Origin of the sequence: Nocardia sputorum (assembly GCF_027924405.1) — a bacterium.
Taxonomy (GTDB): Bacteria; Actinomycetota; Actinomycetes; order Mycobacteriales; family Mycobacteriaceae; genus Nocardia; species Nocardia sputorum.
The window spans coordinates 2,269,598-2,291,068 of the sequence record NZ_AP026978.1 but is presented as its reverse complement, the minus strand read 5'-3'; the positions used below and the strand labels follow the sequence as shown (position 1 = coordinate 2,291,068).

Annotated in this window: 23 protein-coding genes; 9 read left to right on the top strand and 14 right to left on the bottom strand. The window is 69.9% G+C overall.

Going from position 1 to position 21,471, the window contains the following annotated elements:
• Positions 1-114 precede the first annotated feature (114 nt).
• Together QMG86_RS10675 and QMG86_RS10670 are read left to right on the top strand one after the other, a co-directional pair.
• On the top strand, positions 115-1,548 hold the full coding sequence (locus QMG86_RS10675; protein ID WP_281879216.1) for an NAD(P)/FAD-dependent oxidoreductase: 1,434 nt from the start codon (positions 115-117) through the stop codon (positions 1,546-1,548).
• Between the two features lie 89 nt (positions 1,549-1,637).
• Complete coding sequence (locus QMG86_RS10670) at positions 1,638-2,492, top strand: hypothetical protein (RefSeq protein WP_281879215.1); 855 nt, start codon at positions 1,638-1,640, stop codon at positions 2,490-2,492.
• Between the two features lie 214 nt (positions 2,493-2,706).
• On the opposite strand, the gene QMG86_RS10665 is transcribed toward QMG86_RS10670, so the two are convergent.
• The 4 genes from QMG86_RS10665 to QMG86_RS10650 are packed head-to-tail and all read right to left on the bottom strand — an operon-like array spanning position 2,707 to position 5,730.
• Positions 2,707-3,387 (bottom strand): urease accessory protein UreD, encoded by a 681-nt coding sequence (locus QMG86_RS10665; protein ID WP_281879214.1) that lies wholly within the window; start codon positions 3,385-3,387, stop codon positions 2,707-2,709.
• A gap of 9 nt (positions 3,388-3,396) precedes the next feature.
• Complete coding sequence (gene ureG, locus QMG86_RS10660) at positions 3,397-4,110, bottom strand: urease accessory protein UreG (protein ID WP_281879213.1); 714 nt, start codon at positions 4,108-4,110, stop codon at positions 3,397-3,399.
• A gap of 25 nt (positions 4,111-4,135) precedes the next feature.
• Complete coding sequence (locus tag QMG86_RS10655; RefSeq protein ID WP_281879211.1) at positions 4,136-4,801, bottom strand: urease accessory protein UreF; 666 nt, start codon at positions 4,799-4,801, stop codon at positions 4,136-4,138.
• Between the two features lie 59 nt (positions 4,802-4,860).
• On the bottom strand, positions 4,861-5,730 hold the full coding sequence (locus QMG86_RS10650; RefSeq protein ID WP_350356375.1) for an SDR family NAD(P)-dependent oxidoreductase: 870 nt from the start codon (positions 5,728-5,730) through the stop codon (positions 4,861-4,863).
• A gap of 237 nt (positions 5,731-5,967) precedes the next feature.
• On the opposite strand from QMG86_RS10650, the gene QMG86_RS10645 reads away from it, so the two are divergent.
• Positions 5,968-6,696, top strand: a complete 729-nt coding sequence (locus QMG86_RS10645; RefSeq protein WP_281879210.1) for a hypothetical protein — start codon at positions 5,968-5,970, stop codon at positions 6,694-6,696.
• A gap of 7 nt (positions 6,697-6,703) precedes the next feature.
• Here QMG86_RS10645 and QMG86_RS10640 read toward each other — a convergent pair whose 3' ends face one another.
• Positions 6,704-8,176, bottom strand: coding sequence for an MFS transporter (locus QMG86_RS10640; RefSeq protein ID WP_281879208.1), 1,473 nt, complete (start codon positions 8,174-8,176; stop codon positions 6,704-6,706).
• Between the two features lie 60 nt (positions 8,177-8,236).
• On the opposite strand from QMG86_RS10640, the gene QMG86_RS10635 reads away from it, so the two are divergent.
• Together QMG86_RS10635 and QMG86_RS10630 are read left to right on the top strand one after the other, a co-directional pair.
• A complete protein-coding gene (locus QMG86_RS10635) occupies positions 8,237-8,911 on the top strand; it encodes a TetR/AcrR family transcriptional regulator (protein ID WP_281879206.1) in 675 nt (224 codons plus the stop codon).
• Positions 8,912-8,958: 47 nt separating this feature from the next.
• Positions 8,959-9,951, top strand: a complete 993-nt coding sequence (locus QMG86_RS10630; RefSeq protein WP_281879204.1) for a zinc-binding dehydrogenase — start codon at positions 8,959-8,961, stop codon at positions 9,949-9,951.
• Between the two features lie 7 nt (positions 9,952-9,958).
• On the opposite strand, the gene QMG86_RS10625 is transcribed toward QMG86_RS10630, so the two are convergent.
• On the bottom strand, positions 9,959-10,636 hold the full coding sequence (locus QMG86_RS10625) for an O-methyltransferase (RefSeq protein WP_281879203.1): 678 nt from the start codon (positions 10,634-10,636) through the stop codon (positions 9,959-9,961).
• Positions 10,637-10,754: 118 nt separating this feature from the next.
• On the opposite strand from QMG86_RS10625, the gene QMG86_RS10620 reads away from it, so the two are divergent.
• Positions 10,755-11,597 carry an SGNH/GDSL hydrolase family protein gene (locus QMG86_RS10620; RefSeq protein WP_281879201.1) on the top strand — a complete coding sequence of 281 codons (843 nt, stop codon included), beginning with the start codon at positions 10,755-10,757 and terminating at the stop codon, positions 11,595-11,597.
• Between the two features lie 66 nt (positions 11,598-11,663).
• On the opposite strand, the gene QMG86_RS10615 is transcribed toward QMG86_RS10620, so the two are convergent.
• On the bottom strand, positions 11,664-12,941 hold the full coding sequence (locus QMG86_RS10615; protein WP_281879199.1) for an SPFH domain-containing protein: 1,278 nt from the start codon (positions 12,939-12,941) through the stop codon (positions 11,664-11,666).
• Complete coding sequence (locus tag QMG86_RS10610; protein WP_281879198.1) at positions 12,941-13,372, bottom strand: NfeD family protein; 432 nt, start codon at positions 13,370-13,372, stop codon at positions 12,941-12,943. The genes QMG86_RS10615 and QMG86_RS10610 overlap by 1 nt, the downstream gene beginning before the upstream one ends.
• Before the next feature lie 130 nt (positions 13,373-13,502).
• Between QMG86_RS10610 and QMG86_RS10605 the strand changes: the two genes are divergently transcribed.
• From QMG86_RS10605 to QMG86_RS10595, 3 genes are all read left to right on the top strand, one after another.
• Positions 13,503-14,345, top strand: a complete 843-nt coding sequence (locus QMG86_RS10605; protein WP_281879197.1) for a DUF3097 domain-containing protein — start codon at positions 13,503-13,505, stop codon at positions 14,343-14,345.
• Positions 14,346-14,473: 128 nt separating this feature from the next.
• A complete protein-coding gene (locus QMG86_RS10600) occupies positions 14,474-15,289 on the top strand; it encodes an Rv1486c family protein (RefSeq protein ID WP_281879196.1) in 816 nt (271 codons plus the stop codon).
• A 22-nt stretch (positions 15,290-15,311) separates the two neighbouring features.
• A complete protein-coding gene (locus QMG86_RS10595) occupies positions 15,312-16,058 on the top strand; it encodes a S1 family peptidase (protein ID WP_281879194.1) in 747 nt (248 codons plus the stop codon).
• 19 nt (positions 16,059-16,077) lie between these two features.
• Here the strand turns inward: QMG86_RS10595 and QMG86_RS10590 are convergent, their stop codons facing one another.
• From QMG86_RS10590 to QMG86_RS10565, 6 genes are all read right to left on the bottom strand, one after another.
• Positions 16,078-16,509, bottom strand: coding sequence for a hypothetical protein (locus QMG86_RS10590; RefSeq protein WP_281879192.1), 432 nt, complete (start codon positions 16,507-16,509; stop codon positions 16,078-16,080).
• 69 nt (positions 16,510-16,578) lie between these two features.
• The gene (locus QMG86_RS10585) at positions 16,579-17,652 is read right to left on the bottom strand and encodes a ferrochelatase (RefSeq protein ID WP_281879190.1); all 1,074 of its coding nucleotides are present in this window, start codon (positions 17,650-17,652) and stop codon (positions 16,579-16,581) included.
• 9 nt (positions 17,653-17,661) lie between these two features.
• Complete coding sequence (gene inhA / locus QMG86_RS10580) at positions 17,662-18,498, bottom strand: NADH-dependent enoyl-ACP reductase InhA (protein ID WP_281879188.1); 837 nt, start codon at positions 18,496-18,498, stop codon at positions 17,662-17,664.
• Positions 18,499-18,581: 83 nt separating this feature from the next.
• Positions 18,582-19,298, bottom strand: a complete 717-nt coding sequence (gene fabG1, locus QMG86_RS10575) for a 3-oxoacyl-ACP reductase FabG1 (RefSeq protein ID WP_281879186.1) — start codon at positions 19,296-19,298, stop codon at positions 18,582-18,584.
• 193 nt (positions 19,299-19,491) lie between these two features.
• Positions 19,492-20,493 carry a VWA domain-containing protein gene (locus QMG86_RS10570; RefSeq protein WP_159837553.1) on the bottom strand — a complete coding sequence of 334 codons (1,002 nt, stop codon included), beginning with the start codon at positions 20,491-20,493 and terminating at the stop codon, positions 19,492-19,494.
• Positions 20,490-21,443 carry a DUF58 domain-containing protein gene (locus QMG86_RS10565; RefSeq protein WP_281879184.1) on the bottom strand — a complete coding sequence of 318 codons (954 nt, stop codon included), beginning with the start codon at positions 21,441-21,443 and terminating at the stop codon, positions 20,490-20,492. The genes QMG86_RS10570 and QMG86_RS10565 overlap by 4 nt, the downstream gene beginning before the upstream one ends.
• Positions 21,444-21,471 lie beyond the last annotated feature (28 nt).

Sequence of the window (21,471 nt, the reverse complement as noted above, 5' to 3'; positions counted from 1 at the left end):
CAACACGCCAGGAACGGGGATCTCGTCGTGACGCTGCCCGGCGCGGCGGCTACGGTTTAGCTGTCAGGAACCGCCGCCGGGGACGACCCCCAAGGTCCATCGAGGAGCAGCACGATGAGCACTCAGACTGTCGAGAACGGCCGGCACCGGGTGGTGGTGATCGGCTCGGGCTTCGGCGGCCTGTTCGGCACCAAGCACCTCAAGCGCGCCGACGTCGACGTCACGCTGATCTCGAAGACCTCGACCCACCTGTTCCAGCCGCTGCTCTACCAGGTCGCCACCGGCATCCTCTCGGTCGGCGAGATCGCGCCCGCCACCCGGCTGGTGCTACGCAAGCAGAAGAACGCACAGGTGCTACTAGGCGAGGTCACCGACATCGACCTGACCAACAACACGGTGACCTCGCGCCTGCTCGACCAGGACACGGTCACCCCGTTCGACAGCCTGATCGTCGCGACCGGCGCCCAGCAGTCCTACTTCGGCAACGACCGGTTCGCCACCTACGCGCCCGGCATGAAGACCATCGATGACGCGCTCGAGCTGCGCGGCCGGATCCTCGGCGCCTTCGAGCAGGCCGAACTCGCCACCACCCAAGAGGAACGCGACCGGCTGCTGACCTTCGTCATCGTCGGCGCCGGACCGACCGGCGTGGAGCTGGCCGGGCAGATCGCCGAGCTGTCCGACCGCACGCTGGAGGGCACCTTCCACAACATCGATCCGCGCGACGCGCGGGTCGTGCTCATCGAGGGCGCGGGCGCGGTGCTCGGGCCGATGGGGCCGAAGCTGGGCGGCAAGGCCGAACGCCGGCTGGAGAAGATGGGCGTGGAGATCCAGCTCAACGCCATGGTGATCGATGTCGACGCGTTCGGCGTCACGGTGAAGGATTCCGACGGAACGATCCGCCGGATCGAGTCGGCGTGCAAGGTCTGGTCGGCGGGCGTGCAGGCCAGCCCGCTGGGCAAGCTGATCGCCGATCAGTCCGACGGCACGGAGGTCGACCGCGCGGGCCGGGTCGTGGTGGAACCGGATCTGACCGTCAAGGGCCACCCGAACGTCTTCGTGGTCGGCGATCTGATGTCGGTGCCGAACGTGCCCGGTCAGGCGCAGGGCGCCATCCAGGGCGCGACCTACGCAGCCAAGCAGATCAAGGCGGGACTGAAGGGCCAGGCGCCGCAGGAGCGCAAGCCGTTCAAGTACTTCAACAAGGGCAGCATGGCCACCATCTCGCGGTTCAGCGCCGTGTGCCAGGTGGGCAAGCTGGAGTTCGGCGGGTTCATCGCGTGGCTGGCCTGGCTGGCGCTGCACCTGTACTACCTGGTGGGCTACCGCAGCCGGATCGTCACCGTGATCCAGTGGTTCGTCACCTTCCTCGGCCGCAGCCGCGGGCAGATGGCAGCCACCGAACAGTGGGTGTTCGCCCGGCTTGCCTTGGAGGCGATCAGCAACGGCGACGACGAGGACGCCGAACAACTGGCCGCCGCGCTCGGTGCCTCCACCAACAGCCGCGTCGCCGTGGACAAGGCGCATACCGACGCCAAAGCCGGCTGATCGGCCGTCATAGCGCGTTCGACCAATCCAGGTCGCCCAGCGGATCCGAATGTGAGGCGTCGACGTCTCCTTCGGATGAAAGGTGATCTATGGGCACGGGCAAGCACCGAGCACCCAAACCGCACCGGCCGAAATTGGGCTCCCTGGTCGCCGTGGGGGCGGTTCCTCTCGTTCTCGCGCTGGTGGGAACCGGGACGGCGAACGCCGAGCCCGATCATCCCGTTCCGGTGACCAGGACGGATTCCGCCGATCAGACCGAAGGGGCCCAGTGGCCCGCCGCGGAGGCGCCGAACGTGCGTCCGTACGAGGGTCTGCGGATTCCGGACGACATCCTGAGTTCGTTGCAATGGGCACGTCCACTGCCCGATCACCAGTACCTGGCTCCGCTGGTCGGGCTGCATGCGCCGGTTCCGGTGCCCCCGGTACCGCCGATCGCGCCGCCGTCCGGCAAGTTGCGCTTCGGCGACGTGCAGGTCGACGCACCGGAATGGCTCTATCGGGAGCAGGCGATCCAGATCAACGACACCGCCGCCATGGCCGAGGCGAATATGGCGACGTTCTTCGATTCGATCGGGATGGAGCGCACGCGGTCCGACCGCGTCGCCGGCCAGACGATGGGTGCCGCCGCGATCGGCGCGGCGGCGGGCTTCGTGTTCGCCAGCCCGTTCGCGCTGTTCGGGGCGGCCGTCGGCGGCGGTCTCGCACTGGCCATCGGTTTGCCGTTCGCGCCGATCGGCCTCGCGGCGGGCCCGATCGGGGCGGCCTACGGTGCGGCTCTGATGGCCGCCCCGTTGTCCGCCATCGGTGCGGGCATCGGCGCTGGACTCGGGGTCGTGCACGCGCTCAGCGCGCCGCCGCGGGCGCTCAGCGCACCACAGCCGGCCGCCCCGGCCCCGGAGGCAGGCGAGACGGCTCCTGAGACCGCCGATACGGCCAACGGCTGACCGGATGACGTTTCCGAGAAGCGAGCCGGAAGGGTGGGAACCCGACGACGCTGTCGAGCTCCCACCCTTTCTTTCTCCAGGTCTCGGTCGAATTACACCTCTGGGGAACAAATCCCACATACGGCACGGGACCGTTCGTGATCGTTCCCGACAGGGCCGCCCGGGAGGTGGACACACACCGCGGACCGGAGTCGCACGGCCGATCCGCCACTGATCAGCTCTTCACCTCGGCGTGCTCCACGCCGGACACGCGCAGCACCGGCCCGGTGCGGGTGAACAAACTGCCGCCCGCCGCCAGCGGCAACCGGCTCTGCGTCAAACCGGTAGTCGCCGCCGCGCATTCGTCCGGATAGACGAGTTCGCTCTCCAGGGCACGCGGCGCGGCCAGCACGTCATCGACCGGTGTGCCCGCGCCCAGCGCCAGCCGGTGGCGCAGCAACGGGATGTCGTCCACGTCGGCGATGAGGTCTCCTTGCCACTGGCCGCCGTCCTCGCCCGCGCGGCCGACCTGGACACGTTCGCGCATGCGCAGCCGGGCGGCGGAGGCCAACCGGATCGTGGTGACCGAGTGGTGCCGCGCGCCACCCGCGACGATCATCGGCTCCGGATCGAAATCCAGCACTCCCCCGCTGCCGACCTCCAGGTGCCAGCGTCCGGACGACAGGAGCGTCGCCGGGCCCGGTAGCGCGAGAGTCGCCGCGACCGAGCGCACCACCAGTTCGGCGCCGGGTGCGACCATGATCACGACGTCGAGTTCGTCGCCGCCCAGGGGCGTGGCGGCGGTGCCGATCAGATGGACCGTTCGCGGGCCGGTGCGGCGGGCCGACAACCCGCCGCAGGCATGGATCTCCGGTAGGGCCGCCGGGTGAGCGAATATTCGTAACTCGGTGCGCACCAGCGGCATTCAGTGGGCGGCGGCGGATTCGTCCGCGCGGTCCCGCTCGGCGACCACGCGCAGTTGCTCGCGCACCCAGGCCAGTACCGGCGTCGCCGCGGGGTCCTCGGTGAGCGAGATCAGCACCGTCGGCCGCTCCCCACGCACCCGCGCCGCGTCCCGCTCCATCACACCGAGGTCGGCGCCGACCAGCGGCGCCAGATCGGTCTTGTTGACCACCAGCAGGTCCGAGAAGGTCACGCCCGGACCGCCTTTGCGGGGCACCTTGTCACCGCCCGCCACGTCCACCACGAAGATCTGCACGTCGATCAGCCCGGAGGAGAAGGTCGCGGTGAGATTGTCGCCGCCGGATTCGACCAGGATCAGATCCAGCGGCGGGTTGGCGGCGACCAGATCATCGATGGCGTCGAGGTTGGCGGTGATGTCGTCGCGGATGGCGGTGTGCGGGCAGCCGCCGGTCTGCACGGCGGTAATCCGCTCGTCCGGCAGGACCGCGTGCCTGCGCAGGAAGTCGGCGTCCTCGGTGGTGTAGATGTCGTTGGTCAGCACCGCCAGCGACAGTTCGTCGCGCAACTGCCTGCACAACGCCGCCACCAGCGCGGTCTTCCCGGAGCCGACCGGGCCACCGATGCCGATGCGCAGCGCCTCCCCGGGCGTGCGGTCGCGTTTCGGCCGATCGTGACCGTGGTCGTGCGGCTCACCGTCGATCAGGTGCGGGGGCATGGCGCGGTCTCCTTCTTCCGGGGCTTCAACTCGCGAACAGGGGCATGTCCCGCTGCCGATGGCGCTCGGCGAGCACGTCCTGCAGCGGATCGGACATCGCGGCCAGACCGGTCGCGGCCTCGGCGGCGACGCGGTCGCACAGGCCGGCCAGGCGGATGGTGCACGCGGCGATCGCGGCGGGATCCAGGGCCAGCAAGCGCTGTGCCGCGGTGGCGGCCCCGGTGAGCGTCGTGTAGACGACCACGCCCGCGATCTCCCGGGGCGGCACCGCGGCGGCCGCACCGACCATCCCGAAGACCGTGGACAGATGCGGTGTCGTCCCCAGTGACGACCAATCGTGCCGGGGCCACAGCTGTTTCGCCAGCCGCGCCAGGCCGCGGCCTTGGGCCCGGGACGCGGTTCGTGCCGCGGGGGCGGGCGTGCGCGCGTCGGCTTCTGTCTCCGCCCGCGCCGGATCCAGCTCGCCCGCGCATACCGCCGCGGCGAGCGATGCGGCCACCAGCCCCGACGTCCGGATCCGGCGGCGCAGGTACAGTTCCACCGTCGCGACGTCGCGGAGCACGCCGGAGGCGACGGCTTCCTCCACACCGCCGGAGTGCACGTGCCCGCCGATGGGCAGCCGCGAGTCGGCGAGCGCGAGCAGCGTCGTCAAGCCGGACGCAGCCGGATCGGTCGCAGCGGGTGCACGCATTAGTCGATCCTATGTCCCGGTGCGCCGACCGCACGCCCAGAGCTTCCTGGCATTCCAGGTCAGCGACGGAAAGCGCGCTCCATGAATCGCTGGGCGCGGCCCCGGGTCAGATCGGTCCACGCCTGCACCGGGCCCGACCACCACGGGGCGATCTCGCGCGGCTTCGCGGTCACCGCGTGGCAGACGAGGTCGGCGGCCTCGGCCACGGTGAGCCCGGGGACGCGGCTGAAGTCCGTGGGCGCGCTCATCCTCGTGTGCACGAGCGGCAGATAGATCGAGGTGGTGGTGACGCCGTCGGCGGCCACCTCCGCCGCCACGCTGCGCAGCCAGACGTCGAAGGCGGATTTGGAGGCACCGTAGGCAGCCCAGCGCGGCGCGGGTGGCATGCGCACACCCCAGGTCGACACGTTGACGATGTGGCCCTGTCGCCGCGCGCGCATCGCGGGCAGCAGTGTGAGCAGCAGGCGCACCGGACCCAGGTAGTTCACCTCGATGGTGCGGGTGAAATCGTGGAAACGGTCATAGGACTCATCGATCGGGCGGCGGATCGATTTGCCGGCGTTGTTGATCACCATGTCGAGGTGGCCGTGTTCGTCGAGGAGCAGGCGGCCGAGCCGTTCGACGGCGTCCATGTCCGTGAGATCGGTGGGGTAGGTGTGCGCGATGCCGCCCGCGGCAGTGATCTCCGCGGCCACCTGCTCGAGTTCGCCGCCGGAGCGGGCCACGAGCAGCACGGTCGCGCCCGCCGCCGCCAGCTTGCGCGCGCTGGCCTTGCCTATCCCGTGCGACGAACCGGTGACCAGCACGATCTTGCCGCCAACCGCGGCGCGCAACGCCTCGTCCGGCGGACGCGACGTGGGATACAGCAGTCGCGTCGCCACCCGTTCGGCGACCGGACGACCGTTGCTCGCAGGCCGGGCTCGGTTCACGAATTCGACTGTAGGCGTTGTTCGGGGCGCCCACCCGGGCTTCGCGCGATCGGTCCGCGCGCGACATGTCCCGTACGAGCCGCGGCAGGTCCTGGCGGGTGAGGTAGGCGGCGATGCGCCGGTGCGCGGCTCGAGCATTTCTACTCACGCGCACAGCGCCACTCGTGTGATCGAATGTGGGATCGCACGGATTCTTCGCCCGGGCCTTGCCCAGGTGGTCAGCCGAGGGGGAACACGGTGTCGACGCCGGATACACAGGTATCGATCGCACAATGGATCGCGCGCGGCATCGCGATCGTCGTGCTGGTCCCGATCCGCCTGTTGTGGGAAGGCATTGTCCTGCTGGGCCGCGTCACCGGAGCGGCGCTCGGGTATGTCGTGCGGTACCTGGTGGTTCCGGCGGCCGAACTGGTCTGGCACTGGGTGCTGCGGCCGGCCTGGATCGTCGCGAAGGACTTCTTGTGGGGCTGGGTGATCCAGCATCTGCTGTGGGGTTTGGTGCTCACGCCGCTCCTGTCCTTCCTGCTCGAGTACCTGTTGCGACCGCTGCGGCGGGCGGTGGAAATCTTCCTGTGGCGCAGGATCATTCGCCCCGTGGGGGCTTGGCTGCTGCGCTGGGTGGTCTACCCGGTCGTCTATGCCATCGCATGGGTGTGCCATCGCACCGTCGAGTGGTTGATCGTCTGGCCGCTGACGCAACTGTGGCGCTGGGTGCTGCGCCCGCTGTGGAGCGTGCTGCGCACGACCGCACGATACGGGTGGCGTGTGGCCACCCTCGTCGTGGGCGTCCTCGTGGTGGCGCCGTGCCGGGCGGTGTACCGCTGCGTACTGCGCCCGGTGTTCGCCGCCCTGGCGGTCGTCTGGCATGCGCTGGTGGTGCGCCCGGTCCGCTGGGCACACGGCGCGATCATCCGGCCGATGAACCGCTGGGCAGCCGAGGTCGTGGCGACGGTGTTCGGCCGCTGATCCCGGCTCAGCGCGGGCGTGGCGAAGCGAAACGCGCGATCAGCGCCATCGCGGTGAGCGCCGCCGCGCCGACGGCCACCGCGACGTGCATGCCGTCGACGAAGGACCCCCGGGCCGCGTCGATCAGCGCCGCGTCGCCGCCGGCGTGCTGGATGGTCTCGCCGAGGGTCTCCGCGTAGTCGCCCCCGGACCGGAAGATCAGCGCGGCGAGCGAACCGAGCAGCGCCAAGCCCAGCGCGTTGCCCAGTTCGAAGCTGGTCTCCGAGATGCCGACCGCCGACCCGGCCCGCTCCGGCGGCACCGAGGACACCGCGACCTCGGACACCAGTGTGAACGCCAGACCGTAGCCGACTCCGGCGATCGCGGATCCGGTCAGATACCACCAGAGTCCGTCGTGCGCGCCGACGCCGAGCAGCATCAGATTGCCCACCGCGGAGGCGAGCAGGGCGAACACGAAGGTGGCGCGCGCGCCGAAGCGATGCCCGACCCGGGCGCCGCCCACCGAGCAGACGAACACCGCGATCGCCATCGGAATGCCGAGCAAGGCCGCCGCCAGCGGCGTGCGCCCGGTCACCGACTGCAGATAGATGCTGGTCAGGTAGCTCAGACCGGCCAGTGACATCATGCCCGTCAGGCTGGCGCCGATGGCGACCGAGAATTGCGGGCGGGCGAACAACCGCAGGTCCAGCAGGGGTTCGTCGAGTTGCCGCTGCCTACGCACGAAGACGGTCAGGATCACCGCGCCGATCAGCGCGACGACGATCGCCTGCGCATCGATGCCTTCGGTGGCGGCGTGCTTGATGCCGTACACCACCGGCAGGATGCCGCCGATCGACAGGGCGACGCTCGGCAGGTCCAGCGGCCCCCGCGCCCCCGCTCGGTGCTCCGGCAGCACGAGCGGACCGAACGCGAGCAGGACCAGCAGCACCGGGATATTGATGAGGAACACCGAACCCCACCAGAAGTGATGCAGCAGGATGCCCCCGATGACCGGCCCCACAGCCGAGCCACCGGCGAAGAACGCCGTCCAGACACCGATCGCGGCGGCTCGCTCCCTGGCGTCCGGGAACAGGCTGGAGATCAGCGCCAGGCTGGACGGCAGCAGCGTCGCGCCACCGATGCCCATCAGCGCCCGCGCCGCGATCAGCACGCCGGCGCTGGGGGCGAACCCGGCGATCACCGACGCGATGCCGAAGACCGCCGCGCCCGCCAGCAAGATGTTGCGCCGCCCGATCCGGTCGCCGAGGTTGCCCATGGTGATCAGCAGGCCCGCGATCAAGAAGCCGTAGATATCCAGGATCCACAACTGCTGGTCCGCCGACGGGTCGAGATCCAGGGTCAGCGTCGGCAGCGCGAGGAACAGCACCGAGATGTCCATCGACACCAGCAGCACCGGCAGCAACAGGACCGCGAGGCCCAGCCAGGCGCGGCGCGAACCCGTGGTGGACGGCGTGGTTCGCACCGGCTGCACCTCTGTCATCACCCGACATCCTCTCACTGACGCGTACGTCGTACGCACGACTCCGGGTACAGTGTACGCATGCTGCACCGCGCCGCCATTGTCGACACCGCGATCGAGCTCGCCGACGCCGAGGGCTTGGACGCACTGTCCATGCGGCGCATCGCCGATCGGCTCGGGGTGGGCGCCATGTCGCTGTATCGCCACGTCGCGAACAAGGACGAACTGCTCGCGCTGATGACCGACGAAGTGGCCCGGCGCAATCCCTATCCCTCCCCCGAAGGACAGCGGTGGACCTGGCGCGACCGGGTACGCATCGCCGCCGAGGTCGACTGGGCCCTCTACCGGCAGCACCCGTGGGTACTGCTCACCTTCGCCACTCCGCGCTACAGCTTCGGACCGCAGAGCCTGGCCTGCCTGGCGTGGCTGGTGGACGGCTTCCTGGAACTCGGCGTGTCCACCCGCGAGGCGACCGGTATGTCCTTCACCGTGTGGAATTACATCTCCGGCGCGACCCTGCCGGAGATCAGCGCCGAGCTGATGGCGCGCAAGGGCATGGATCCCGGCGGGGACAACGCGCTGCGGACACTGCTGAACGGCACGGCCCAGGGACCGGTCCCCACCGCCCTGACGGATCTCGCGGGCAGCGGCGTGCGCGACCTGACCCAGGAGGAACTGCTCTACGACGGGCTCACCGCGCTGTGCGACGGATTCGAGGTCAGAGCCGCGCGACGCGACGAATTGACCTCGAGCTGACTTGATGTTGCAGGCTGGCCGGCGACCGCTCACGAACAGGAGTCACCGTGCACGCCATTCGCCTTCATGCCTTCGGCCCGGCCGAGAACCTGCGCTACGAAACCGTTCCCGATCCCGTGCCCAGCCCCGGGCAGGTGCGCATCGCGGTCGCGGCCGCCGGTGTGCATCTGATCGACACCGTGCTGCGCAGAGGCGAACCGGGGCCGTTTCCGTTGCCCGAGCTGCCCACCGTTCCCGGACGCGAAGTCGCGGGCACGGTGGACCGGGTGGGCGATGGCGTGTCCGCTGGTCTGCTCGGCGCGCGCGTGGTCGCCCATCTCGGCGCGGTGCCCGGCGGTTACGCCGAGCTGGCCGTGACCGACGCCGCCCGGCTGCACGAGATCCCCGCCGACCTGGACGCCGCGGAGGCGGTGGCGATGATCGGCACCGGGCGCACGACCATGGGCATCCTTCAGTTCGCCGATCTGGAGCCCGGCAGCGTTGTCCTGGTGACGGCCGCGGCGGGCGGTATCGGAACCTTGCTCGTGCAGTACGCGAAGAACGCCGGAGCCACGGTGATCGGCGCCGCCGGTGGCCCCGCGAAACTGGATCCCGTGCGCCGCAACGGCGCCGACCTCGCGGTGGACTACCTGTTGCCGGACTGGCCCGACCGGGTGCGTGCACTCGTCGGCGATCGCGGGGTGCACGTGCTGTTCGACTCGGTGGGCGGCGCCGTCGCCCGCACCGGCATCGACCTGCTCGCCCCCGGTGGGCGGCATCTGGTCTACGGCTGGTCCGGCAAGTCGGCGGACGACGGTCCGGTGCGGCTTTCCGCCGACGATCTGGCCGCACGCGGGATCACGTCGGAGATGGTGATCGGCCCGCCGATGCTGGCGCGAGCCGGCGGCGATCTGCGCGTCCTGGAGGAGCGCGCGATGGCCGAGGCGGCCGCGGGCCGGTTGCGTCCGGCCGTGCATCGCTTCGCGCTCGCCGACGCGGCCGCCGCCCACCGCGCGCTGGAGACGCGCGGAACGACCGGAAAAGTGGTGCTGGAACCCTAGCGCCCGTTCACTCGACGCCGTCGCCGTTCACCACGGCATAAGCGAAACCGTCCCAGCCCTTGCCGCCGACGGTCTGGACCACGGTCGCATCCAGGCTCGGTTCGGCGGCGAGCAACTCGACCAGCTCGCGGCTTGCCTGTGCGTTGGGGTCCTCGGAATGCTCCTCGGCGATCCTGCCGCCGCGGACCACATTGTCGACGATGATCACCGAGCCGGGCCGGGTCAGCCGCAGCGCCCACAGCACGTAGTTCGAGTTGTTCACCTTGTCCGCGTCGATGAACACCAAGTCGAACGGGTCCGGGTCCTCCTCCGCCAGCACGGGCAAGCTGTCCAGCGCGGCGCCGACCCGGATCTCCACCCGGTCGCCGACACCGGCTCGCTCCAGGTTCGCCCGCGCCACGTCGGCGTGCTGGGCGGAGAACTCCAGCGTGATCACCCGCCCCTTGGGGCCGACTGCCCGGGCGAGCCAGATCGTGCTGTACCCGCCGAGCGTGCCGATCTCCAGCACGCGCCGCGCCGCGACCGTCCTGGCCAGCAGGTGCAGGAACTTCCCCTGCGGCGGTGACACGTCGATCGGAGGTAGGCCGGCCGCCTTGTTCGCGTCCAGCGCCGCGTCGGAATCGGGGTCCGCCACCAGTGTCTCCACCAGATAGCGGTCCACGTCGGCCCATCCAGATGTCGTCATAGCTGGAAGTCTGCCACCCGATCGCGCCCACGGGCTCGGCTCGCCGAGTAGCGTTCGGCACAGCGAGACGTAGGTGTCCAGTGAGCGCGCCGACCATGCGACGGACAAAGGACCCGACATGACGAACCCTGCGCGGGCCGCGGCGGTCATCGCCTGCCTGATCGCCTTGGGCGCCACCGCCCCCGCCGAGGCCGCCCCCGGAGCCGGGGCCGAATACGTCGCGCTGGGTGATTCCGGGGCGGCCACCACCGGCGTGCGGAACTACGACGTCACGTCCCCACCTCGATGTCTCCGCTCGACCGCGAACACCCCGAAACTGATCGCCGCGGACCTGGGTCTGCGGATCGACGACCGCACCTGCAACTCCGCGCGCATCCCGGATCTCACCGCCGCGCAGGGGCCGGGCATCCCACCCCAGTTCGACGCCCTCGGCCCGGCCACCAGGTTGGTCACAGTGCACATCGGCGCCAACGACGCCTTGATGGCCGAGCACATCGTCGCCTGTCATGTCTACGGCCTCTCCGGTATCGGCGGGTGCGCCGGACCGGGCTGGGACGCCGACATCGAGGCGATCGCGACGTCCTATGCGACCGCCCTGCAACAGATCTCGTCCCTGGCGCCGCGGGCGACGATCGTGGTCGACGGCTGGCCGACCTATGTGCGCGACGGCGGCTGTCCGGAGCTGGTCGGTCTGCGCCCGTCCGACGCCGCGCCCATCCAAGCCGCCTTCGACCGTCTCAACACCGTGGTGGCCCGGGTAGCCACCGCGCACGGCGCCACCTATGTCGACACCCGCACCGCCTCGACGGGCCGCGATGCGTGCGCGCCGGTCGGCGTCCGTTGGATCGACCCCGTGGTCGCCACCGAGACACTCATTCCCTACCACCTCACCCCGCAGGGCATGCGTGGCGTCGCCGATGTCATGCTCCCGGCGATCCGCGCCGCCGGACTGCCCGGCTGAGCGATTCAGCGGCGCCGACACGACCGCCCCGGACTCGGGCGAGTCCGGGGCGGCTGGGATGTGTGCCTATTTCGAGAAATTCTCCGGCGGCTGCCAAGGACGGCCGTGCGGGTCGTCCGGGCGCTGGGCCGGAGGTTGCTGCGGCGGCTCCTGTGGCGGCGGCTGCTGGGCCGGGAAAGCCTCGTGCGGAGGAATGACCGGCTGGTGCGGCGACGGTTCGAAGTTCTGCGGAGGCGGTGTCGGAGTCAGCCCCTCGACCGGAGTCCGCGCCGTCGCCTCGGCGGCCCGCACGGCGCGCTCGATGGTCGGGTCCGGCGCGGTATCGAACCAGTCCGCGACGTCGGAGTCGTCCTCCGGCTTGACTTCCGCGCCGTCGGAGGCGGGCGGCTCGTACCGGAACACGCCGTCCTCGCCCTGCGTGCCGAAGCTCTTGGCGAACCCTTCGAGTGCTTTGCCGAAGTCGCTGGGCACCAACCACACCTTGTTGGCGTCACCGCGCGCGACCATGGGCAGCGTCTGCATGTATTGATAGGCAAGCAGTTCCGGCGTCGGTTTGCCGGATTTGATGGCGGCGAAGACCTTTTCGATGGCCTTGGCCTGGCCTTGCGCCTGCAAGTAGGCGGCGGCGCGCTCACCCTGCGCCCGCAGGATGCGGCTCTGCCGTTCACCTTCGGCGGCCAGGATCGCCGACTGCTTGGCGCCCTCGGCGGACAGGATCTGCGCCTGTTTCGAGCCCTCGGCCGTCTTGATCTGCGATTCGCGCTGGCCCTCGGCGGTGAGGATCATGGCGCGCTTCTCGCGGTCGGCCTTCATCTGCTTCTCCATCGATTCCTGGATCGAGGGAGGCGGATCGATGCTCTTCAGCTCGACCCGCGCGACGCGCAGACCCCAGCGCCCGGTCGCCTCGTCCAGCACGCCGCGCAGCTGGCCGTTGATCGCGTCGCGGGAGGTCAGGGTCTGCTCGAGCGTCATGCCGCCGACCACGTTGCGCAGCGTGGTGACCGTCAGCTGCTCGACGGCGGCGATGTAGTTGCTGATCTCGTACACCGCCGCCTGCGGGCTGGTCACCTGGAAATAGACCACGGTGTCGATGTGCAGGGTCAGGTTGTCCTCGGTGATCACCGGCTGCGGCGGGAACGACACCACCCGCTCCCGCAGATCCACCTTGGCGCGGACCCGGTCGGCGAACGGCACCAGGAATGTCAGCTGGCCGGACACGGTCCGCGAATACCGGCCCAGCCGCTCGATCACCGCCGCCTCGGCCTGCGGCACCAGCGCGATCGACTTGAAGACCACCACCACGACCAGCAAGACGAGGACGGCGGCAACGATCAGTACAGCCATCAAGGCCCCTTCCAGACGACGGCGGTAGCGCCGTCGATCTTCATGACATACACGGTCGTACCCGGTTCATAGACTTCGCTCGTATCCATCGGCCGCGCGGTCCAGACCTCCCCGCCCAGCTTCACCTGACCGGAGTGCTCCGCGACCCGTTCGAGCACCAGGGCGGTCTTCCCCGGCAGGGCGTCCACGTTCGTCGGCGTCGGCGGCGGAGTTCCGAAGCGACGCCGGATGATCGGGCGCACGCCGAGGAACAGCACCGCCGAGACCACTGCGAAGACGATGGCGTCCACCACCAGCGAGGTGTCCGCCGCCGCGCTGACGCCCGCGGTGCCCAGCGCGGCGACACCGAGCATCAGCAGCGTGAAATCGCCGGTGAGCATCTCCGCCGCCGCGAGCAGAACGCCCGCGACCAGCCAAAAAATTGCGGCCACACGACCACTGTAGTGCGCCGATCATGATATCGGGCGCGACCTCGGCGAGTACTCCGGAGGAATTCCGCGAGCGGACGCGCGGTCACCCGGGTGCGGCGAAAGCCATAGCGGCGGTGCTAGCTTCAGGCAGGTGAGCGGGCGTGACAGGTATGGCGACATCTTCTCCGGACATCCTCGATCGAAGAAAAGGGCGGTGCCCACGGTCACCGCGGAACGCGACCTGGTCGTCGAAGACGCCGCGACCGGATTCTGCGGCGCGGTGGTCGGATTCGATCGCAGCTACGACGGCGAGTTCGTGAAACTGGAGGACGCCCGCGGCGCGGTGCGCCTGTTCGCACTGCGCGAGGCCGCGTTCCTCATCGACGGCGAGCCGGTGACGCTGGTGCGGCCGGCGGCCGCCCCGCCGAAGGCGCCCACCCGCTCCGCCTCCGGGTCCACCCGGGTCGAGGGCTTGCGCGCCCGGGTCGCCCGCGGCAGCCGGATCTGGGTGGAGGGCGTCCACGACGCCGCGCTCGTCGAGCGGGTGTGGGGCCACGATCTGCGCGTCGAGGGGGTGGTCGTGGAGCAATTGGAAGGTCTGGACAACCTGGCCGCGCGCCTCACGGAGTTCGAGCCGGGCCCGGGCAGGCGGGTCGGCGTCCTGGTCGACCACCTGGTGACCGGATCGAAGGAAACCCAGCTGACCACCGGCCTCGGCCCGCACGTCCTGGTGACCGGTCACCCGTTCGTCGACGTCTGGCAGGCGGTGCGCCCGGATACCCTCGGCATCGCCCGGTGGCCGCAGGTGCCCCGGGACGAGGACTGGAAGACCGGCGTCTGCGCCCGTCTGGGCTGGGGCACCCCGCAGGACGGCTGGCGGCGGGTGTACGGCGCGGTGACCTCCTTCCGCGATCTGGAGGCTCCGCTCATCGGCGCGGTCGAGCGCCTCATCGATTTCGTCACCGAGCCGGACCAGCGCGGCAGGCACGGTTAGCCGCCGGGCGGTATCCGCGCGGACCCGCTCGTCGCCGACGGCGCGGCGCCCGCGGTTTCCGCGCTGCTCACCAATGCCCTTGCGCATGGATGCCCACCGGTAGCGCCCACCCCTTATGCTCGATAATTATGTGCTCTCCAAGTGCGACGCTGACGGTGTGGGCGAGCTCCTGGCTGGCCGGCCGCAGTGCGCCCGACGACGTTTTGGCCGCCTTGCACGCATGGGCGCCGAAGCACACGATCGCGGCGGGCGACCCGCTCACCGGCGGACGCACCGACCTACCCTGGTCCGCGCACGGTAACCTGCCGGGCAGCGGAGTCATGGCGTTGCTCAAGGTGATTCGCGAGACGATGGCCCAGCCGGGGGCACAGTTGCGGTTGGTGCTCCCCGTCCCCGGAGACGTGCGTGGAGTTCCCGCGGGCACGGCGTTCGCCGCCGACGCGATCGAGGCGGAGGAGGGCATCCTGATCGGCGTGCCGGGCGCCGACGGCACCGGACTCATCCCCCGGTGGACCGACGACGACACCCTGCAGTGGACCGTCTACAGCACGCCCATCCCGGCGGAGCCCGGGCCCGACATGTCGCTCGGCGAGGCCGAATACGCGATGCGCGAAGCGGTCCGCGACGCCGCCGACGCGTTGATGAAACTGCACACGACCTCGCTCGGCACGATCGATTCCGATCCGCGCGAGCTCATCGAAGCCGAACTCGCCGACTACTCGCGGCACGACTATCCCGAATCGATCCCGCTGCGGGCCAGGCGCATCCTGGACACCGCCGATCATGTCGCGGCCATCCTCACGGTGGCGCAGCGAGAGCCCGCGTCCGCACCCACCTCCGCCAGCGCGATCGGCGCGCAGGAATCGCTGCTGCGGCCGCTGTGGGACGCGATCCGCGCCGCGCGTCTGGTCGCCGTGCACGCCTCCGCGCGCGGAAGGGGCTGACCGATGTCTCGGGCGGTGTGACATGCGCTTTTCCCGTCGTCGCCGCACGGCCGCCCTCGCTGTTCTGCTCGGGCTGACGCTGCACGCCCCGGCGTCGGCGATCGTGGGCGGCGCCGACGCGACGACCGCGGAGTATCCGTGGCTGGCGGCCATCGGCACGCCGTTGTTCCTCACCCGCGCTTCCGGCCAGTTCTGCGGCGGCGCGCTCATCGCGCCGGATCAGGTGATCACCACGGCACACTGCGTGGCCCTCGCGCAGCCGCTGGCGCAGACGCTCACCGCCACCTTCGGCCGCGACGACCTGCGCGGGCGCGAGGGAAATACGGTGCACGTCAAGGACATTCGCATCCATCCGGATTTCCGGGCGACCGTACTCGACGTGACGACCGCCTATCAGAACGATATGGCGATCCTCGTTCTGGACGAGCCGCAGCCCGGTCCCACGATCCCCGTCGCGGCCGCCGCTTCGGGCACCGGAACGATCCTGGGCTGGGGCGCGACCTCGGAAACCGACGAAGCCAACACCCGGTTGCGCGCCGCGAACGTCCCACTGGCCACCGACGGCGAGTGCGCCGCCGCCTATGGTCCGGCCTTCGACCCGCACACCATGCTCTGCGCGGGCACTCCGGCCGCCGACACCGCCCAGTACGACAGCGGCGGACCGCTTCTCGTCGACGGGCGGCTCGCCGGTCTCACGTCTTGGGGCGTCGGCGCGGCGCGCCCCGGGTTCCCCACGGTTTACACCCGGGTGACCGCCACGAATTTCTGAGTGGCCGGCACGGCGGGACTCAATGCTGCGGCGGTTGGTACTGCTGCTGCGGAGGATACTGCTGCTGTTGCGGGTACTGCTGATACTGCGGGTGCTGCTGCGGCTGGTAAGGCTGCTGATATTGCGGCGGGGCAGGGTACTGCGGCTGCCCTGGAAGACCCTGCTGTGGAGGATAGGGCTGCGGATACTGTTGCGCCTGCGGATACTGCTGGTGCTGCTGTTGCTGGGACTGGTTCTTGCCTCGCTTGCTCAGCCAGACGATCAGGCCGATGACGACGGCAACCACCCCGACGCACAACAGCAGACCACCGATGGAGAAGCCGCCACCGCCTCTGCTGCGGCTGCGGCGCCTGGCCTCGGTGGTGTCGAGAGCCACGGTCCATACGTTCGCGTCGGACCAGGCATGCGGATCGAGCACGGCGGCGTTGGTCAGCACGTCGGCATAAGTCATAGAGATTCTCCCCCCGGAGAAGTCGATTCGGCTAAAGGTCGCAGGCGATGCTACCGGGCCTGCTTCCGCTCAATTCCCAGTGCTGGGACGGCGCGGCACCGCGCAACAGCCGACGACGCACGGGGCTCCGTCGCGCGTGCAGCCGTAACCGGGGACCGCTCCGAGGCGCCGCGGTTCGGCGCCGCGCAACTGCTCGGAGACCAGTTCGACGACCAGCTTCGCGAAACGTGGGTCACTTCCCGGCGTCGCGGCCCGCGCGAAGCCCATACCGAGTTCCGCGGCCTTCTGTGCGGCCTCGTTGTCCAGGTCCCAGATGACCTCGAGATGATCGGAGACGAAGCCCACCGGGCAGACGACCACGGCCTGCACACCCTTCGCGGCGAGATCGTCCAGGTGGTCGACGATGTCCGGCACCAGCCACGGAACCTGCGGCGGCCCGGAACGAGACTGCCAGACGACGTCGTAGTCGGTGAAACCGGTTGCCGCGGCGCACAATCGGGCAGCCTCGGCGACCTGGCGGCTGTAGAGCCTGCCGCCGTCGGCGGGCGGTCCCGCGGCGGCGTCGGCCGACAGCGGGACGGAATGGGCGGTGAACACCAGTCGTGCGGCGGCGCGCTGCCCGGCCGAGAGCCGCTCCAGCGCAGCGCGTATGGCGTCGGCGAACGCCTCGATCAGCAGCGGATGGTCGAAGTACTGGCGCAGCTTCAGCAGCTCCGGCGCGCCCGCGCCGAATGCCGCACGCGCCCTGGCGATGTCCTCGTGGTACTGCAGGCATCCCGAGTATCCGCCCCACGCCGACGTCGGGAAGACCAAGGCGGACTCGACGCCGTCGGCGGCCATCCGCGCCACGGTGTCCTCCACCATCGGATGCCAGTTGCGGTTGCCGAAGTACACCGGCAGTTCCAGGCACGCGGAGGCCAATTCGGTCTCGACCGCCGCGATGATGGCGCGATTGAGCGCGTTGATCGGTGAGACACCGCCGAAGTGCAGATAGTGCTCGGCGACCGCTTCGAGACGCTCGCGCGGCACTCCCCTACCCCGGGTGACGTTCTCCAGGAAGGGCATCACATCGTCGGGACGCTCCGGACCGCCGAAGGACAGCAGCAGCAGCGCGTCGGCGGTCCGGACCACGGTATCTCCCATCCGATCGGCTCAGTTGATCGCCATGTTCTCCGGGAACCAGGTGTTGTGGCTGGCTCCGCCGTCGACGTAGATGATCGAGCCGGTGGTGCCCGGCAGCCAGTCCGACAGCAGCGCCACGATCGACTTCGCCACCACCGTGGGGTCGTCGACATCCCAGCCGATCGGCGAGGCGCCGTCCCAGTAGGTGTTGAGCTGGTTGAGCTTGGCCGCGTCGTCCGTCGCGGTGCCCGCGATCGCTTTGGCGGCCAGCGTCTTGATCGGGCCTGCCGCGATGAGGTTGGAGCGAATCTTCTTGGCGGTGCCCACTTCCCGCGCGACGTACCGGTTCACCGATTCGAGCGCCGCCTTCGCCACACCCATCCAGTTGTAGTAGGGCATCGCGGTGCGCGGATCGAAGTCCATGCCGACGATCGAGCCGCCCTCGTTCATCACCGGCAGCACCGCGCGCGACAGCGACGCGTAGCTCCACGCCGAGATCTCGAACGCCTTGGCCGCGTCGGGGCCCGGTCCCTCGAGGAACGGCCGGGCCTCCGGACCCATCAGGGTGCGGGGCGCGAACGCGATCGAGTGCAGCACTCCGTCGATCCCCTCGGGAGCCAGTTCCCGCAGCTTGTCGGCGAGACCGGCGAGGTCCTCTTCGCTGGTGACGTCGAGCCCGATGGCCGGCGGGACCTCCTGGGGCAGGCGCTTGGCGATCCGGTCGATCAGCCGCAGCCGCTCCGGGATGCCGGTGATGATCACCTTCGCGCCCTGCTCCTGCGCGACGGCCGCCGCGCGGAACGCGATCGACGCATCGGTGATGATGCCCGTGACCAGGATGGTCTTGCCTTCGAGCAGTCCGCCCATGAGTTCTCGGTTCTCCTGAAATTCGAATGTGGGGTTGGCCGCGGGCGGCCGGGAGCGGCCGCCGCGCTACGCGTTCGGAATGGTCAGTGGCCCATGCCCATGCCGCCGTCCACGGGGATCACCGCGCCGGAGACATAGGCGGAATCCTCGGAGGCGAGGAAACTGACGACGGCCGCGATGTCTTCCGGCTGTCCGAGCCGCTGCAGGGGGATGAACTTCTTGGCCATGTCGCGCATCTCGTCGGGCAGGTCGGCGGTCATGTCGGTCTCGATGAAGCCCGGCGCGACGACATTCGCGGTGATCGAGCGCGAGCCGAGTTCGCGGGTGATCGAGCGGGCCAGACCGATCACACCGGCCTTCGAGGAAGCGTAGTTGATCTGGCCCGCTTGCCCGCTCATGCCGACCACCGAGCCGAGGAAGATCATCCGGCCCCAGCGCGCACGCAACATGGCGCGGTTCGCCCGCTTGGCGCACCGGAACGCGCCGGTCAGATTGGCGTCGAGCACCTTGGTGAACTGCTCCTCGGTCATCCGCATGAGCAACGTGTCGTCGGTGATGCCCGCATTGGCCACCAGCACCTCCACCGGACCCTGGTGCGCCTCCACCTCGGCGAAGGCACCGTCCACCGACTCACTGTCGGTTACATCGCATTTCACACCGAACAAGCCGTCCGGCACCCCCGACCCACGATGCGTGACGGCCACCTTGTGACCGTCGGCAAGCAGACGCTGCGCGACCGCGAGTCCGATGCCGCGGTTACCGCCGGTCACCAGGACCGACCGGGATGTGAGGTTCGACATGGGGTTCAACCTACCTGGTCGGATCGATCGCTCACGAGCGGGCTGCCCCCTCTGTCGAACCGACACCGAGGTGCCGGAGCATTGGTGAAACGCCACAACGACACCACGACTCGACGCCATGAACGCCGACCGGCCGGGACCACCCACGAAGGGAGGCCACCGGCCGGACGATGGTCCTGCGCGATCCGCGCCGCTACGGCAGCCGCTGGCGATACAGCAGGCCGGTGATCACGCCCGTCGCGATCACCAGCAGTCCGAGCAGCAGCCACGGGCGGCTGGCGTCGCCTCTGGTCAGCTCGTACCCGATCTGCTGCTCCAAGGTGTCGTAGACCTTGGTCAGCTCCTGCAACGACGAGGCGGTATAGAACTCCCCGCCGGACAGCCGTGCGAGCTCGCGCATGGCGTCGTCGTCCACCGCGACGCGCACCCGGTCCTTGCTGCCGTCTTCCCGCGGGATCTCGACTTCGCCCCAGCTGGTGCCGAACGAGATCGTCGAGATGGGGACGTTCTTGGTCTTTGCCAGCCGGGCCGCGACGTACTCGTGGCGCGGATTGTCCACGTCCTCGAACGCCGGGACCGTCTGCTTCCCATCCGACATCAGCACGATGCGCGCAGGCGGCGGCTCCTGCGCACCGCCCAGCACCGTCGCGAGCGTCTCGATCGCCTGCAGCGCGGTGAGGATGCCTTCACCCGTCGCCGTGCGTTCGGCCAGCCGGACGTTGTCGATCGAGGCCTTCACGCCCTCGTGATTGGTCGTCGGCGACACCATCACCGAGGCGGTGCCTGCGAAGGTGACGAAACCGATGTTCACGCCTTCGGGCAGTCCGTCGACGAACTCCTTGGCCGCCTTCTTGGCGACCTGGATGCGGCTCGGGGCGACGTCGGTCGCCTCCATCGACAGCGACACGTCCATCACCAGCATGACGGTCGCGCGGTTGCGCGGCACCTTCTTGACCGCGGTCGGTCCCGCGGCGGCGACGGTGAGGAACACCAGGCCGACCAGCAGGAGCGCGACCGCCACGTGGCGGAACGGGCTCGGACGCGACGGAGCCACCTTCTCCAGCAGCTCCATGTTGGTGAACTTCAACATGTGCTTGCGCCGGTTGCGCTGCACCAGCACATAGCCGAGCGCGATCAGCGCGATGACGGCGAGGAATCCGAGCCAGATCTGTGCGGTGAAATGCGAAATACTCACTGACGTGGCACCCGCCCGGTCGGGGCGCCGAAGCTGTGGCGCCGGGTGGACACGAACCGGACCACGTCGGCGATCCAGTCCCGATCGGTTCGCAAGGTGAGCACCGGAGCGCCGCAACTGCGCAGGGCCTGCTCGACCTGCTCACGGTGGCGCTGCGCGGCGGCCGCGAAATCGGCGCGCAGCGTGGCGGTCACGCTGAACTCGCGGGTGCGCCCGGTCTCCGGGTCGTGCAGCACGACGTCGCCCATGTCGGGCAGCGACAGGTCGCGCGGGTCGAGCACCTCGACCGCGAGCAGGTCGTGCCTGGCCGAGATCGCGCGCAGCGAACGCTGCCAATCGATGTCACCCAGGAAATCGCTGATGATCACCGCGAGTCCGCGCTTGCGCTGCGGGCGGCGCAGCGATTCGATGCCGCCACGCAGGTCGCCGCGCACACCGTCGCGCGCGTGCGGGGTGGTCGCGATGCTGCGCAGCAGCGACTGGGCGTGGACGCGCCCGCCGCGCGCGGGGATGCGGGTCAACCGTTCGCCGGTGGCGACGACCGCGCCGATCCGGTTGCCGCCGCCGCTGGTCAGGTGGGTGATCGCGGCCGCGGCGGCGATGGCGAGATCCCGCTTCTGGCAGGCCGCGGTGCCGAAGTCGAGGCTGGCCGACAGATCGACCACCATCCAGGTTTCCAGTTCCCGGTCGGCGATCATCTGCCGCACGTGCGGATGGGTGGTGCGGGCGGTGACCGACCAATCCATCTGGCGCACGTCGTCGCCGGGCTGATAGGCGCGCGCCTCGCCCGGCTCGGAGCCGGGTCCGGGGATGAGACCGAGGTGATCGCCGTGCAGCACGCCGTCGAGCCTGCGGCGCACGGTGAGTTCGAGGGTCTTGAGCGCGACGGTGAGCCTGGGGTCGGTCAGCTCCCCCGCGTGGAAGGACGGCGGTGCGTGGGACGGCGACATCGACACTGGTGCGACCGGATCCGAGGCC